Origin of the sequence: Streptomyces sp. NPDC005803, assembly GCF_040630435.1 — a bacterium.
GTDB lineage: Bacteria > Actinomycetota > Actinomycetes > Streptomycetales > Streptomycetaceae > Streptomyces.
In genome coordinates this window covers 216,283-230,150 of record NZ_JBEXXO010000013.1, presented here as the reverse complement: position 1 = coordinate 230,150, position 13,868 = coordinate 216,283, and the positions used below count along the sequence as shown (strand labels likewise).

The window sequence follows — 13,868 nt, the reverse complement described above, 5'->3', positions numbered from 1 at the left end:
TGCAGGGGGGACCCTGTGGGAGAGTAGGACGCCGCCGAACTCCTTTTGAACAGTTAAGCCCCGTGCCCTTGTGGCACGGGGCTTTTCTGCGTTCCCGACCAGGTTCCTGCCACCCCTGTGTACGGCCCGGACATCGCGGCGGGTAGGGTCAGGGGGCATCATTGGCACGTTCTTCACAGGAGGCCCCCGGGTGGAGGTCCAGGAGACCCGCGTTCAGACGGACCGGGTACTCACCATCCCCAACATCCTCAGCATGGCTCGCCTCGTCGGCGTACCCGTCTTCCTGTGGCTGATTCTCCGTCCCGAGTTCGGCGGGCCCCAGAGCGATGGCTGGGCGCTGCTGGTACTGATGTTCAGCGGGGTGAGCGACTACCTCGACGGCAAGCTCGCGCGTCGCTGGAACCAGATCAGCAACCTCGGACGGCTGCTGGACCCGGCTGCCGACCGTCTTTACATCCTTTCTACGCTAGTCGGCCTGACCTGGCGCGAGATCCTGCCGCTGTGGCTCACCGCCGCACTCCTCGCCCGTGAACTGATGCTTCTGGTGATGGTGGCGATCCTGCGCCGTCACGGCTATCCGCCTCCCCAGGTGAACTTCCTGGGCAAGGCGGCCACGTTCAACCTGATGTACGCATTCCCCTTGTTGCTGCTCAGTGACGGAAGTGGTTGGCTGGCATCGCTGGCCACTGTTTTCGGATGGGCGTTCGCAGGGTGGGGTACAACGCTCTATTGGTGGGCAGGAATCCTCTATGTGATTCAGGTCCGCCGGCTGGTCAAGGCGGACGCAGAAGCCGATTGAGCCCGTTGAAGCGGTGCCGCGCGATGTGGCCGGCCCGTGGCTGAGACAGAGATGCTGCCCCGGCGGGCGCAGTCGGCTAGACCGTCGTCTTTTCAAGGAGGACGTTTCCGACATGAAGGCCGTCGTGATGGCAGGTGGTGAAGGCACTCGCCTTCGCCCCATGACCTCAAGCATGCCCAAGCCGCTCCTGCCCGTAGCCAATCGGCCCATCATGGAGCACGTGCTTCGCCTCCTCAAACGGCACGGGCTCAATGAGACGGTCGTGACCGTCCAGTTCCTTGCCTCGCTGGTGAAGAACTACTTCGGAGACGGCGAAGAGCTCGGGATGGAGCTCAGTTACGCCAACGAGGAGAAGCCGCTCGGCACCGCCGGCAGTGTGAAGAATGCCGAGGAGGCGTTGAAGGACGACACCTTCCTCGTGATTTCCGGTGACGCGCTCACCGACTTCGACCTCACCGACCTCATCGCCTTCCACAAGGAAAAGGGCGGTCTGGTCACGGTCTGCCTCACCCGTGTGCCGAATCCCTTGGAATTCGGGATCACCATCGTGGACGAAGCGGGGCAGGTCGAACGCTTCCTGGAGAAGCCCACCTGGGGTCAGGTCTTCTCGGACACCGTCAACACGGGCATCTACGTCATGGAACCCGAGGTCTTCAACTACGTTGAGGCCGACGTCTCCGTGGACTGGTCCGGTGATGTCTTCCCGCAGCTCATGAAGGAAGGCAAGCCCATCTACGGCTACGTCGCCGAGGGCTACTGGGAGGACGTCGGCACGCACGAGAGCTACGTGAAGGCCCAGGCGGACGTGCTCGAACGCAAGGTCGACGTCGAGATCGACGGCTTCGAGATCTCCCCCGGCGTGTGGGTGGCCGAAGGCGCCGACGTGCATCCCGACGCGGTCCTGCGGGGTCCCCTGTACATCGGTGACTACGCCAAGGTCGAGGCCGGCGTGGAGCTCCGGGAGCACACGGTCATCGGGTCGAACGTCGTCGTGAAGAGCGGCGCCTTCCTCCACAGGGCCGTGGTCCACGACAACGTGTACATCGGTGATCACAGCAACCTGCGGGGCTGCGTGGTCGGGAAGAACACCGACATCATGCGCGCGGCCCGGATCGAGGACGGGGCCGTCATCGGTGACGAGTGCCTCGTCGGCGAGGAATCGATCATCCAGGGCAATGTGCGGGTGTATCCCTTCAAGACCATCGAGGCCGGTGCGTTCGTCAACACCTCGGTGATCTGGGAATCGCGCGGACAGGCTCACCTCTTCGGCGCACGAGGGGTATCGGGGATCCTGAACGTCGAGATCACGCCGGAACTGGCGGTCAGACTCGCCGGCGCGTACGCGACGACCCTCAAGAAGGGCTCCACGGTCACCACCGCGCGTGACCACTCCCGTGGCGCGAGAGCCCTGAAGCGCGCGGTCATCTCGGCCCTCCAGGCCAGCGCCATCGACGTGCGCGACCTGGAGAACGTGCCCCTGCCCGTGGCCCGCCAGCAGACCGCACGCGGAAGCGCCGGCGGCATCATGATCCGTACCTCGCCGGGTGTGCCCGACTCCGTCGACGTCATGTTTTTCGACGAGCGGGGAGCGGACCTCTCCCAGGCGCAACAGCGCAAGCTGGACCGCGTCTACGCCAGGCAGGAGTATCGCCGTGCCTTCCCGGGCGAGATCGGCGACCTCCACTTCCCGTCCAGCGTCTACGACTCGTACACGGGGTCCCTGTTGCGGGACGTGGACACCGCGGGGATCTCCGACGCCGGGCTCAAGGTGGTCGTCGACGCGTCGAACGGCAGTGCGGGGCTGGTGCTGCCCAGTCTGCTCGGGCGGCTCGGTGTGGATGCGCTGACCATCAACCCCGGGCTCGACGAGTCCCGGCCGACCGAGTCCGCCGAGACCCGGAGGTCCGGGCTGGTGCGGCTCGGGGAGATCGTCTCCTCCGCGAGGGCGGCGTTCGGCGTCCGGTTCGACCCGGTCGGCGAACGGCTCTCCCTGGTCGACGAGCGAGGCCGGATCGTGGAGGACGACCGCGCCCTGCTGGTCATGCTCGACCTTGTCGCCGCCGAGCGCCGCAGCGGCCGCGTGGCGCTTCCCGTGACGACCACGCGCGTCGCCGAGCAGGTGGCCGCCTACCACGGCACCCAGGTCGAGTGGACGACGACGTCGCCCGACGACCTGACCCGGGTGGGGCGCGAAGAGGGCACCATCTTCGGTGGAGACGGCCGCGGCGGCTTCATCGTTCCCGAGTTCAGCAGCGTCTTCGACGGCTCCGCCGCGTTCGTGCGGCTCATCGGACTGGTGGCCAGGACGCAGCTCACGCTCAGCCAGATCGACGCGCGCATCCCGCGCGCCCATGTGCTGCGGCGTGACCTGGCGACCCCGTGGGCCGTCAAGGGACTGGTCATGCGCCGGGTGGTCGAGGCCGCCGGGGACCGCAGTGTCGACACGACGGACGGTGTCCGGGTCGTCGAGGCGGACGGGCGCTGGGTCATGGTGCTGCCCGACCGGGCGGAAGCGGTCACCCATCTGTGGGCGGAGGGGCCGGACGACGCGTCGGCCGAGGCGCTCCTGGACGAATGGGCCGCCGTCGTCGACAGCGCGGGTCAGTGAGATGACCGGATGCCGGGGACGGGCCCACGCGCCGTCCCCGGCATCCGGACCCAGGTTCGCGCGGTGCGGCTGAGGGAGCCGCTCGACCGCCTCCCGCGCAACGGTGGGGCCATTCGGCGGTAGCCGCTGCGACATGCGACGATGTGCGGCATGTCGCAGCAGCCCCCCGAACGGAGTACTACCGCCTCGCCGCCCCCGCGCCCCGACGCGTCCATGTCGCTGCTGACCAATGTGATGGACCACAGCCTGGACGACGGATACGCCGAAGCGTCGGCGCGTCGCGAGGCCGACGGGCGAGCGGGGATGCCCCGGACCCTCAAGGCGAAGCTCGGCTTCGCGGCGTGTCTGGTGCTGGCCGCGCTGGTCGTCACGCTCGGCGCCGCGCAGGCGAGGGTTGCGGCGCCCGTCCTGGCCAAGGAGCGCGAGGAGCTCATCGACCGGATCGACGCGGAGACGTCCGCGGCCGACACCCTCGAATCGCAGGTCGACGGCATCCGCGACGACGTGGGCAGACGGCAGCGCAAGGCCCTCGAGGAGCACGGCGGTGACCAGGCCGAACTGGTGGCCCTGCTCTCCGGGGCCACGCCCGTGCACGGTCCGGGCGTGAAGCTCGTCGTCGACGACGCGAAGGACACCGACCAGGGGGGCGGCGGCCCGCGCGAGAGCAGCGGATTCTCCGACACGGGCCGGGTCCGGGACCGTGACATGCAGCGGGTCGTCAACGGGCTGTGGCAGTCCGGAGCCGAAGCGATCGCCATCAACGGCCAGCGTCTCACCTCCCTGTCGGCCATCCGTGCCGCGGGCGACGCCATACTGGTCGACAACAAGCCGCTCGTGCCGCCGTACACGGTGCTCGCGGTGGGGGACGGGAAGAAGCTCAGCGCTGCCTTCCAGGACAGCGCCGACGGCCAGTACCTGCAGGCGCTGAAGGACACCTTCGACATCAGGACCAGCGTCTCCGTCCAGGAGAAGGTGAGCCTCCCGGCCGCCCCGAGCCTCATCGTACGGACAGCAGAGCCTTATAGGGCCGCAGACACCGGCAGTGGTGCGGCGGATACAGGGAAGGGCACATCGTGATCGCGGTACTGGGCCTCGTCGTGGGAGTGGTGGTCGGACTGTTGGTCCGGCCCGAAGTGCCGGCGGTGGTCGAGCCCTACCTCCCGATCGCGGTCGTGGCCGCACTCGACGCCGTCTTCGGGGGTCTGCGGGCCATGCTCGACGGCATCTTCGTCGACAAGGTCTTCGTGGTCTCGTTCCTCTCGAACGTGGTCGTGGCCGCACTGATCGTCTTCCTGGGCGACAAGCTGGGCGTCGGAGCGCAGCTCTCCACCGGTGTGGTCGTCGTCCTCGGGATCCGGATCTTCTCCAACGCCGCCGCGATCCGCCGGCACGTCTTCCGGGCCTGACGCCGATGAGCAACGACGCATTCGACGACGGCCCCGCCGAGCCGCGGGAGCAGGCCCCTCAGGAGCTGACCGGACGTCAGCGGCTGATGGCCGGAATCTGGCCGCCCCGGGTCACCCGTGCCCAACTCATCGTCGCGGTACTGCTGTTCGTCCTCGGTCTGGGGCTTGCCATCCAGGTGCGGTCGAACAGCGACAACAGCGCGTTGCGCGGCGCCCGCCAGGAGGACCTGGTCCGCATCCTCGACGAGGTGGACGACCGGACCCAGCGGCTGGAGGACGAGAAGCAGCGCCTCGTCGACCAGCGCACGGAGCTGGAGAACAGCTCCGACCAGGCGGAGGAGGCACGGAAGCAGACGGTGGAGAAGGAGCGCCAACTCGGGATCCTCGCGGGTACCGTGGCGGTGCACGGCCCCGGCATCACCCTGACGGTCAACGACCCCGGGGGCGCGGTGCAGGCCGACATGCTGCTCGACGCCCTTCAGGAGCTCCGGGCGGCCGGCGCCGAGGCGATCGAGGTCAACGGCGTGCGCGTGGTGGCCCATACCTACTTCTCCGGGGACGGGGGCGCCGTCAAGGTCGACGACCGCAAGATCTCCGCCCCGTACGTGTTCAAGGTCATCGGCAAGCCGCAGGACCTGGAACCGGCGCTCAACATCCCCGGCGGTGTCGTGCAGACGCTGGAGAAGGAGCAGGCCACCGTGCATGTGGCGCAGTCCGACGACATCATCGTCGACGCCTTGCGACCGGCGCAGCGGCCTGACTACTCTCGGTCGTCGGCCCAGTGAACCCGGGACGCGTGGGCGTGGGAGGACACGGGCAGGTGGTTGCGGGGGGTCGCCGCATCGTAATCGTGGTGCGTGGTGGAAACTGTCGAGTGGATACGGACGTTGTGAAGATGTCCGGGTCGGCAGGTGTGTTCATTCAGGGTTCGTCCTGCCCCACGGGCGGGTCTGTTTCGGTCAAGGGGAATCGCCCGTGAAGTTGTTTGGGAAGTTGTTCGGCAAGAGCGCTCGCGATGAAGCCGCACGCCATCGCGCACCGCGCCATGGCCAGACCGAGGAGCAGGGCGGCGAGCGCCCCCTCTTCCGCGATCAGATGCCAGGTTCGGGGGGTGGCAACGCGGGTGGTTCCGGCGCGTCGTCCGTTGACCCCACCGGTCCCGGCCGCATAGGTTTCGGAGAACTGTCGACCTCGAGTACGGGTGGAGGGTTCGCCCCGAGGCAGGAGGCTTCGTCCATGCCGGTCTGTACGAGGTGCGGGCACCGCAATGCCGAGGCCAGCCGTTTCTGTTCCAACTGCGGTGCGCCGCTGCGGGGCGGGATCCCCGAGCGGGCCTCGGAGACGACGTCGACCATCTCGATCTCGGGCCTGGAAGCCTACGAGGCGGAGGCGACGGGACAGACGTCCGTCCCCTCGCTCTCGCCCGAGGCGCAGGCCGCCGTGGACGCCCTGCCGCTCGGTTCGGCGCTCCTGGTGGTGCGGCGGGGGCCCAACTCGGGCAGCCGCTTCCTCCTGGACAGCGAGCTGACCACGGCCGGCCGCCACCCGCAGAGCGACATCTTCCTCGACGACGTGACGGTGTCGCGCCGTCACGTGGAGTTCCGCCGGAGCCCCGACGGCAGCTTCACCGTGGGAGACGTGGGCAGCCTCAACGGCACCTATGTCAATCGTGAGCGCATCGACTCCGTGGCACTGTCCAACGGCGACGAAGTGCAGATCGGCAAGTACCGGCTGGTCTTCTACGCGAGCCAGCGCGGCATCTGACCCGCCCCCTGACCGCGTCGGGGGACCCCCAGGAAGGTCCATGCTGAGAACACCGACGGGCGGTGCCGGACACGGCACCGCCACCGCCGACGGCCGCCCGATGAGCATCGGCACGGTGCTCCTGCAGCTGCGGGACGAGTTCCCTGAAGTCACCATCTCCAAGATCCGCTTTCTGGAGACCGAGGGGCTCGTCGAGCCGCAGCGGACGCCGTCCGGGTACCGCAAGTTCCTTCCCCGCGACGTCGAGCGGCTGGCTCAGGTGCTGCGGATGCAGCGGGACCACTACCTTCCCCTGAAAGTCATCCGGGAGCACCTGGACGCCCTCGCACGGGGCGAGCAGACGGCACTGCCCACCCCGGGCGCTGAGGCGGATCCCGGCGACGGCAGCCCGACCGGGGGACCGGGCCGGGCCACCGCTGCCCGCATCGGCCGTGCCGAGCTGCTCGCCGCCGCCGAGGTGACCGAGAGTGACCTCGACGCATGGGAGGCGTACGGTCTGGTCGCGCCATCGGCGGAGGGCGGCTACGACGCCGAGACGGTCACGATCGCCAGGCTTGTGGCGGATCTGGGGCGATTCGGTCTGGAACCGCGTCATCTGCGCCCGATGCGAGCGGCCGCGGACCGGGAGGCCGGGCTGATCGAGCAGGTCGTCGCACCCTTGCGCCGGCACCGGAATCCGCAGACCAGAGCCCATGCCGAGGCCACCGCGAAGGAGCTCGCCGAGCTCTCCGTACGGCTGCACTCGGCCCTCGTGCGGACCGCTCTGCAGATCCGTCTCACCTGATCCCGGCGGGGCCCGACTACCCAAACCTGCCGAGCACGTCCTAGGGTTGCTGTGTGAACGAGCTCGACGTTGTGGGTGTCCGGGTGGAAATGCCCTCCAACCAACCGATCGTGCTCCTGCGTGAAGTGGGAGGCGACCGGTACCTCCCCATTTGGATCGGTCCTGGTGAGGCGACCGCGATCGCCTTCGCCCAGCAGGGCATGGCTCCGGCCAGGCCGCTGACCCATGATCTCTTCAAGGATGTGCTCGAGGCCGTCGGCCAGGAGCTCACCGAGGTCCGGATCACGGATCTGCGCGAAGGGGTCTTCTACGCGGAGCTGGTCTTCGCCAGTGGAGTCGAGGTGAGCGCGCGGCCTTCCGACGCCATAGCGCTCGCCCTGCGCACCGGCACGCCGATCTACGGCAGTGACGGGGTGCTCGACGACGCGGGAATCGCGATTCCCGACGAGCAGGAGGACGAGGTGGAGAAGTTCCGCGAGTTCCTCGACCAGATCTCGCCGGAGGACTTCGGTACGAACAGTCAGTGACGTCCCAAGGGGCCCCGCCAGCGCATTCGGCAAGCCTTTCCCGGTTGTGAGTCACGGGAAACCACCCTCAGGGTGATTATCACTCGGCGTGCCGAGTGTGGCGATCGTTGACGCACCCCGGGTGACTGCCTACCTTCGAGTGGGCAGGTCAAGGACGGAGGTCGGCGTGAGAAGCAGCGGCGACGGTACGGCAGCGGGCGGGCCGTATCCGCAGCAGGGGAGTACGGCCGGCCGCACCATCAGGCAACCGGCTGCGCCGGATTTGGTGGCGGGGGACGGCGTGACATCGGCCAACGAGATCGGCTACCGCGGGCCGACGGCGTGCGCGGCAGCGGGGATCACCTACCGGCAGCTCGACTACTGGGCCCGTACGGCCCTGGTGGAGCCGAGCGTCCGGCCGGCGTACGGGTCCGGCACCCAGAGGCTCTACAGCTTCCGGGACGTCGTCCTGCTCAAGATCGTGAAGCGCTTCCTCGACACCGGGGTGGCCCTGCAGAACATCCGCACCACGGTGCAGCACCTGCGGGCCCGCGGTTTCCAGGATCTCGAACGCATGACGCTGATGAGTGACGGAGCGACCGTGTACGAGTGCTCCTCGCCCGCGGAGGTCGTCGAGCTCCTCCAGGGGGGCCAGGGAGTCTTCGGCATCGCCGTGGGCGTGGTGTGGCGGGACGTGGACGCCGCACTGTCGACGCTCCACGGGGAGCGGGTGGACACCGGCGAGACCCTGATCGGCAACAACCCGGGCGATGAGCTCGCCCGTCGGCGCAACCGGGCGGGCTGACCGGGTGGCGGCACGGCCGCGCCCCGGGGAATCCGGGGTCGGCCGTCTGCGGTGACAGGGCGACTGTCAGTGCCGTAGGGCACCATCGGTTGATGTGAGAGCCGCGCCGACCATCCTGCATCTGGACATGGATGCCTTCTACGCGTCCGCCGAGCAGGCGGCGAAACCGAGTCTGCGCGGCAAGCCGGTCGTGGTGGGCGGACTCGGCCCCCGGGGAGTCGTGGCCACCGCCTCGTACGAGGCGCGGCGTTTCGGGGTGCATTCGGCGATGCCGATGGCTCAGGCCAGGAGACTGGCGCCGAACGCGGCGTACCTGGTGCCGCGCTTCACGCTCTACCGGACCGTGAGCGACCAGGTCATGGAGTTGCTGGGCCGCCTCTCACCCCTGGTGGAGCCGCTCAGCCTCGACGAGGCCTTCGTCGACCTGGAGGCGGGCGGGACGGCGGACGACACGGCTTCCGCGATGGCCATCGGCGAGCAGCTGCGCGGGGCGATCGAAGCGGTCACGGGGCTCAGCGGTTCCGTCGGGCTCGCGGGCTCCAAGATGCTGGCGAAGATCGCCTCCGAGGAGGCGAAGCCCAACGGCATCCTGCTGATAGAGCCGGGCACGGAGCGGGAACTGCTCGCGCCCATGCCGGTGCGGACCCTGCCCGGCGTCGGACCGGCCACCGCGGACCATCTGCGTCGCGCGGGCATGACCACGGTCAACGACCTCGCCGAGGCGGGCGAGGCGGAGCTCGTACGGCTGCTGGGCAAGGCCCACGGCAGTTCTCTGCACCGCATGGCGTCCGGCCATGACGACCGGCCGGTGGTCGCCGAGCGCGACGCGAAGTCGGTCTCGGTCGAGGACACCTTCGACACGGATCTCCATGACCGGGTCCGGGTGCGGACCGAGGTGGAGCGGCTGGCCGGCCGGTGCGTCCAGCGGCTGCGGGCGGCCGGGCGCTCGGGGCGCACGGTGGTGCTGAAGGTGCGGCGCTACGACTTCTCGACCCTGACCCGCTCCGAGACGCTGCGCGGGCCCACCGACGACCCCGCGGTGGTCAGAGAGGCCGCCGCACGGCTCCTGGAGTCCGTGGACACCACCGGGGGTGTGCGGCTGCTCGGCGTCGGCGTCACCGGGCTCGCCGACTTCACCCAGGAGGACCTCTTCGCCCAGGCAGCCGGTGAGCGGGCGGCCGCCGAGCTCCCGGACACCGCCGAGCCGGGCGGACACGCCGCTGCCGATGAGGCGGGGCCGCAGACGGAGGAGACCGGGCAGGAGAGTGCGGAGCAGCTCGCCGCGCGGCGCTGGCCCGCCGGTCACGATGTACGCCACGACACGTACGGACACGGCTGGGTGCAGGGGAGCGGGGTCGGGCGGGTGACGGTGCGGTTCGAGGAGCCGGAATCGGCGCCCGGCCGGGTCCGCACGTTCCGGATCGACGATCCGGCGCTGCGGCCGGCCGATCCGCTGCCGCTCGTGCGGAACCCGGTGGACTACTCCTCCTGGCCGGCCAGCCTGCCGAAGTCGCGGTCCGGCGCGCTCTCGGCCGGCGCCGCGTCCAGACCGTAGTGCCGGTAGAGCTGAAGCTCCTGTTCCGGCGAGAGATGGCGGCCGACCCCGAAGTCGGGTGCGTCCTTGATCAGGGCACGGTCGAACGGGATGCGCAGCGCGTCCTCGACGAACTCGCTGGGCTCCAGCGGGACGAAGGCGTCCCGGCTGAACAGTCCGGTGCGTACGGCCGCCCATTCGGGCACTCCGGTCGCGTCGTCGAGGTACACCTCGTCCACGGTTCCGATCTTGGTGCCCTTGCGGTCGAACGCCTTGCGGCCGATCAGGTTGCGCGGATCGATGTCGGTCTGCACGGTCCCTCCCACTGGTCGCGGCTACTCCACAGGCACTACAGAAGTGCAGAACCGTGGCGTCGGCCACTCGAGATTCCCACCGTGTACCCCGCTGGTACGCTGGCCATGGCTGCTGATCCCGTGCGGGAGAGTCCTCCGGAGTAAAATCCGGAGGCGCCGAAGGAGCAAATCCTCCCCGGAATCTCTCAGGCCCCCGTACCGCACGGACGAGGTCACTCTGGAAAGCAGGGCGGGTTCCGTACGGCCTCGGCCGGACCGGGTCTCTCCCTCACCGACGGTGAAAGCCGGTGCGCCCCGTGGGCACCGGTGAAGCTCTCAGGTTGAGATGACAGAGGGGGAGGCCGTTCGGGCACCCCGCGCCGTGGTGCCCCTCGCAGGTCGTGACAGACCAGGAGGCCTCCATCATGACCCCCCGCCGCACTTCGCTCTCCCAGCTGGAACAGGGAATCCCGTTCGAGCAGCGCCACATCGGTCCCGATGCCGAGGCACAGGCGAAGATGCTCGCCCAGGTCGGTTACGGCTCGCTCGACGAGCTCACCGCCGCCGCGGTGCCCGATGTGATCAAGAGTGCCGAGGCCCTGCGGCTGCCGGCCGCCCGGACCGAGGCCGAGGTCCTCGCCGAGCTGCGCCTCCTCGCCGACCGCAACCAGGTCCTCGCCCCGATGATCGGGCTCGGCTATTACGGCACGTTCACCCCGCCGGTGATCCTCCGCAACGTCATGGAGAACCCCGCGTGGTACACGGCCTACACGCCGTACCAGCCGGAGATCTCCCAGGGCCGCCTCGAAGCCCTGCTGAACTTCCAGACGATGGTCGCCGAGCTGACCGGTCTGCCCACCTCCGGCGCCTCGCTGCTCGACGAGGGCACCGCCGCCGCCGAGGCCATGGCGCTGGCCCGGCGTGTCGGCAAGGTCAAGAAGGGCGTCTTCCTGGTCGACGCGGAGACCCTGCCGCAGACCGTCGCCGTCATAGAGACCCGTGCCGAGCCGACCGGAGTCGAGGTCGTCGTCGCCGACCTCACCGACGGCATCCCGGCGGGCATCGCCGAGCGCGGTGTCTTCGGTGTGCTGCTGCAGTACCCGGGCGCCTCCGGGGCCGTGAGGGACATCAAGCCCGTCATCGACCAGGCCCACGAGCTCGGCGCGATCGTCACCGTGGCCGCCGACCTGCTCGCGCTCACCCTGCTCACGTCCCCCGGCGACCTCGGCGCGGACATCGCCGTCGGGACCACGCAGCGCTTCGGCGTGCCGATGGGCTTCGGCGGACCGCACGCCGGCTTCATGGCCGTGCGCGAGAAGTTCGCGCGCAGCCTCCCGGGCCGCCTCGTCGGCGTCTCCGTGGACGCGGACGGCAACAAGGCGTACCGGCTGGCCCTGCAGACCCGCGAGCAGCACATCCGCCGCGAGAAGGCCACCAGCAACATCTGCACCGCTCAGGTGCTGCTCGCCGTGATGGCCGGGATGTACGCCGTCTACCACGGACCCGACGGCCTGCGGACGATCGCCCGGCGCACCCACCGCTACGCGGCCATCCTGGCGCAGGGCCTGCGGGCGGCCGGTGTCGACGTGGTGACCGGCGTCCACTTCGACACGCTCACCGTCCGGGTCCCGGGCAAGGCCGCCGCGGTCGTCGCCGATGCCCGCGAACGCGGGGTCAACCTGCGGCTGGTCGACGCCGACCTGGTCTCGGTCGCGTGCGACGAGACCACCACCCGCGCGCAGATCGCGGCGGTCTGGGCCGCCTTCGGCACCGAGGGTGACATCGAGGCGCTGGACGCAACGACCGCCGACGCGCTGCCCGACGCGCTGCTGCGCACCGACGCGATCCTGACCCACCCGGTCTTCCACCAGCACCGCTCCGAGACCGCGATGCTGCGCTACCTGCGCAAGCTCGCCGACCGTGACTACGCGCTGGACCGCGGCATGATCCCGCTCGGCTCCTGCACCATGAAGCTGAACGCGACCGCCGAGATGGAGTCGATCACCTGGCCCGAGTTCGGCGCACTGCACCCATTCGCGCCGGCCGAGCAGGCCGAGGGCTTCCTTACGCTCATCCGTGAGCTGGAGGAGCGCCTCGCGGAGGTCACCGGCTATGACGCGGTCTCCCTCCAGCCGAACGCCGGCTCGCAGGGTGAGTTCGCGGGGCTGCTCGCCGTCCGCGCGTACCACCGTGCCAACGGCGACGAGGGCCGGACCGTCTGCCTGATCCCGTCCTCCGCCCACGGCACCAACGCCGCGAGCGCCGTGATGGCCGGCATGAAGGTCGTCGTGGTGAAGACCGCCGACGACGGCGAGGTCGACATCGAGGACCTCCGCGCCAAGATCGCGCAGCACCGCGACGAGCTCGCCGTGCTCATGATCACTTACCCCTCGACCCACGGTGTCTTCGAGGAGCACGTCGCCGACATCTGCGCCGAGGTGCACGACGCCGGCGGCCAGGTGTACGTCGACGGGGCCAACCTGAACGCACTGGTCGGTCTCGCCAAGCCGGGCCGCTTCGGCGGCGACGTCTCGCACCTGAACCTGCACAAGACCTTCTGCATCCCGCACGGTGGCGGCGGTCCCGGCGTGGGACCCGTGGGTGTGCGCGCACACCTCGCGCCGTACCTCCCGAACCACCCGCTGCAGCCCGCCGCGGGTCCCGAGACCGGTGTCGGACCGATCTCGGCCGCTCCGTGGGGCTCGGCCGGCATCCTCCCGATCTCCTGGGCCTATGTACGCCTGATGGGTGGCGAGGGCCTGAAGCGCGCGACGCAGGTGGCCGTACTCGCGGCCAACTACATCGCCAAGCGGCTGGAGCCGCACTACCCGATCCTGTACAACGGCCCGGCCGGCCTGGTGGCGCACGAGTGCATCGTGGACCTGCGGCCCATCTCCAAGGCGACCGGCGTCAGCATCGACGACGTCGCCAAGCGCCTCATCGACTACGGCTTCCACTCGCCGACCATGTCGTTCCCGGTCGCGGGGACGCTCATGATCGAGCCGACCGAGAGCGAGGACCTCGCGGAGCTGGACCGCTTCTGCGACACGATGATCGCCATTCGCGGCGAGATCGAGAAGGTGGCCTCGGGCGAGTGGAGCGCCGACGACAACCCGCTGGCCAACGCCCCGCACACCGCTGCCGCGCTGGGCGGGGAGTGGGAGCACGGCTACAGCCGCGAGGTGGCCGTCTTCCCGGCCGGGGTCTCGGCCGCCGACAAGTACTGGCCGCCGGTGCGCCGCATCGACGGTGCGTTCGGTGACCGCAACCTCGTCTGCTCCTGCCCGCCGCTGGACGAGTACGACAACTGAGCACACGAACACAGCGTGTGACGCGGATACGCGTGGGGGCCGGTGCGGAGGATTCTCC

The 13,868-nt window shown here is 69.5% G+C and carries 12 protein-coding genes and 1 riboswitch; of the genes, 11 read left to right on the top strand and 1 reads right to left on the bottom strand.

The window, feature by feature from the left end; translation table 11 throughout:
- The first annotated feature begins 190 nt into the window (after positions 1 to 190).
- The 10 genes from ABZ454_RS20460 to ABZ454_RS20415 all read left to right on the top strand — a co-directional run bounded on the left by ABZ454_RS20460 (position 191) and on the right by ABZ454_RS20415 (position 10,227).
- Positions 191 to 799 carry a CDP-alcohol phosphatidyltransferase family protein gene (locus ABZ454_RS20460; protein ID WP_356325557.1) on the top strand — a complete coding sequence of 203 codons (609 nt, stop codon included), beginning with the start codon at positions 191 to 193 and terminating at the stop codon, positions 797 to 799.
- 112 nt (positions 800 to 911) lie between these two features.
- On the top strand, positions 912 to 3,407 hold the full coding sequence (locus ABZ454_RS20455; protein WP_356325559.1) for a mannose-1-phosphate guanyltransferase: 2,496 nt from the start codon (positions 912 to 914) through the stop codon (positions 3,405 to 3,407).
- A gap of 150 nt (positions 3,408 to 3,557) precedes the next feature.
- Positions 3,558 to 4,484 (top strand): DUF881 domain-containing protein, encoded by a 927-nt coding sequence (locus ABZ454_RS20450; protein WP_359539690.1) that lies wholly within the window; start codon positions 3,558 to 3,560, stop codon positions 4,482 to 4,484.
- Positions 4,481 to 4,813 (top strand): small basic family protein, encoded by a 333-nt coding sequence (locus ABZ454_RS20445; protein ID WP_003970459.1) that lies wholly within the window; start codon positions 4,481 to 4,483, stop codon positions 4,811 to 4,813. The genes ABZ454_RS20450 and ABZ454_RS20445 overlap by 4 nt, the downstream gene beginning before the upstream one ends.
- A gap of 5 nt (positions 4,814 to 4,818) precedes the next feature.
- Positions 4,819 to 5,598, top strand: coding sequence for a DUF881 domain-containing protein (locus ABZ454_RS20440; RefSeq protein WP_359539689.1), 780 nt, complete (start codon positions 4,819 to 4,821; stop codon positions 5,596 to 5,598).
- A gap of 190 nt (positions 5,599 to 5,788) precedes the next feature.
- Positions 5,789 to 6,577, top strand: coding sequence for an FHA domain-containing protein (locus ABZ454_RS20435; protein WP_359539687.1), 789 nt, complete (start codon positions 5,789 to 5,791; stop codon positions 6,575 to 6,577).
- Between the two features lie 40 nt (positions 6,578 to 6,617).
- On the top strand, positions 6,618 to 7,361 hold the full coding sequence (locus ABZ454_RS20430; RefSeq protein ID WP_359539685.1) for a MerR family transcriptional regulator: 744 nt from the start codon (positions 6,618 to 6,620) through the stop codon (positions 7,359 to 7,361).
- Between the two features lie 53 nt (positions 7,362 to 7,414).
- Positions 7,415 to 7,888 (top strand): bifunctional nuclease family protein, encoded by a 474-nt coding sequence (locus ABZ454_RS20425; RefSeq protein WP_006123076.1) that lies wholly within the window; start codon positions 7,415 to 7,417, stop codon positions 7,886 to 7,888.
- A 166-nt stretch (positions 7,889 to 8,054) separates the two neighbouring features.
- Positions 8,055 to 8,672 (top strand): MerR family transcriptional regulator, encoded by a 618-nt coding sequence (locus ABZ454_RS20420; RefSeq protein WP_359539683.1) that lies wholly within the window; start codon positions 8,055 to 8,057, stop codon positions 8,670 to 8,672.
- Between the two features lie 94 nt (positions 8,673 to 8,766).
- Positions 8,767 to 10,227, top strand: coding sequence for a DNA polymerase IV (locus tag ABZ454_RS20415; protein WP_359539681.1), 1,461 nt, complete (start codon positions 8,767 to 8,769; stop codon positions 10,225 to 10,227).
- Here ABZ454_RS20415 and ABZ454_RS20410 read toward each other — a convergent pair.
- Positions 10,152 to 10,520, bottom strand: a complete 369-nt coding sequence (locus tag ABZ454_RS20410) for a PRC-barrel domain-containing protein (RefSeq protein WP_356325573.1) — start codon at positions 10,518 to 10,520, stop codon at positions 10,152 to 10,154. The two genes, ABZ454_RS20415 and ABZ454_RS20410, sit on opposite strands and share 76 nt — an antisense overlap.
- A 113-nt stretch (positions 10,521 to 10,633) precedes the next feature.
- Positions 10,634 to 10,731, top strand: a riboswitch (glycine riboswitch).
- A gap of 193 nt (positions 10,732 to 10,924) precedes the next feature.
- Between ABZ454_RS20410 and gcvP the strand changes: the two genes are divergently transcribed.
- The gene (gcvP, locus tag ABZ454_RS20405) at positions 10,925 to 13,810 is read left to right on the top strand and encodes an aminomethyl-transferring glycine dehydrogenase (protein WP_359539680.1); all 2,886 of its coding nucleotides are present in this window, start codon (positions 10,925 to 10,927) and stop codon (positions 13,808 to 13,810) included.
- The last annotated feature ends 58 nt before the right edge of the window (positions 13,811 to 13,868 follow it).

Coding starts and splice junctions, on each gene's coding strand:
- ABZ454_RS20455 (WP_356325559.1), top strand. CDS start 912: ATGAAGGCCGTCGTGATGGCAGGTGGTGAAGGCACTCGCCTTCGCCCC.
- ABZ454_RS20450 (WP_359539690.1), top strand. CDS start 3,558: ATGTCGCAGCAGCCCCCCGAACGGAGTACTACCGCCTCGCCGCCCCCG.
- ABZ454_RS20440 (WP_359539689.1), top strand. CDS start 4,819: ATGAGCAACGACGCATTCGACGACGGCCCCGCCGAGCCGCGGGAGCAG.
- ABZ454_RS20430 (WP_359539685.1), top strand. CDS start 6,618: ATGCTGAGAACACCGACGGGCGGTGCCGGACACGGCACCGCCACCGCC.
- gcvP (WP_359539680.1), top strand. CDS start 10,925: ATGACCCCCCGCCGCACTTCGCTCTCCCAGCTGGAACAGGGAATCCCG.